This is a genomic window from Acinetobacter sp. ANC_7511 (assembly GCF_056779975.1).
On record NZ_JBWYIY010000053.1, the window covers coordinates 1 to 546 of the forward strand.

Consider the following 546-nt stretch of genomic DNA (forward strand, 5'->3'; position numbering starts at 1 on the left):
AAATCGTGCCTGTGACTATTCCACAGCGTAAAGGTGATGCGGTTGTGGTGGCAAAAGATGAACATCCTCGTGCATCAACCACTTTAGAAGCGTTAACCAAGTTAAAACCTGTTGTAAAAACAGACGGCACAGTAACCGCAGGTAATGCATCAGGCATTAACGATGGTGCTGCTGCGATTCTGATTGCGTCTGATGCAGCTGTAGAAAAATATGGTTTAAAACCACGGGCCAAAGTGATTGGTGCAACCACTGTGGGGGTTGAACCTCGCATTATGGGCTTTGGTCCGGCACCTGCGATTAAAAAGTTATTGGCTCAAACAGGTTTAACACTAGAGCAAATGGATGTGATTGAGCTGAACGAAGCGTTTGCAGCACAAGCATTGGCATGTACACGTGACCTAGGTTTAGCCGACGATGATGCGCGTGTAAACCCAAATGGCGGTGCAATTGCACTAGGTCATCCATTGGGTGCATCAGGTGCGCGTTTGGTGACGACTGCTCTCAACCAACTAGAAGCAACTGGTGGCAAATATGCATTGTGCTCTA

The 546-nt window shown here is 47.4% G+C and carries 1 protein-coding gene; it reads left to right on the forward strand.

The genetic code is table 11. The features are described from left to right. A partial coding sequence (locus AC1M9L_RS14780) for a thiolase family protein (RefSeq protein WP_481592556.1) occupies positions 1 to 546 on the forward strand: 546 nt, incomplete at both ends.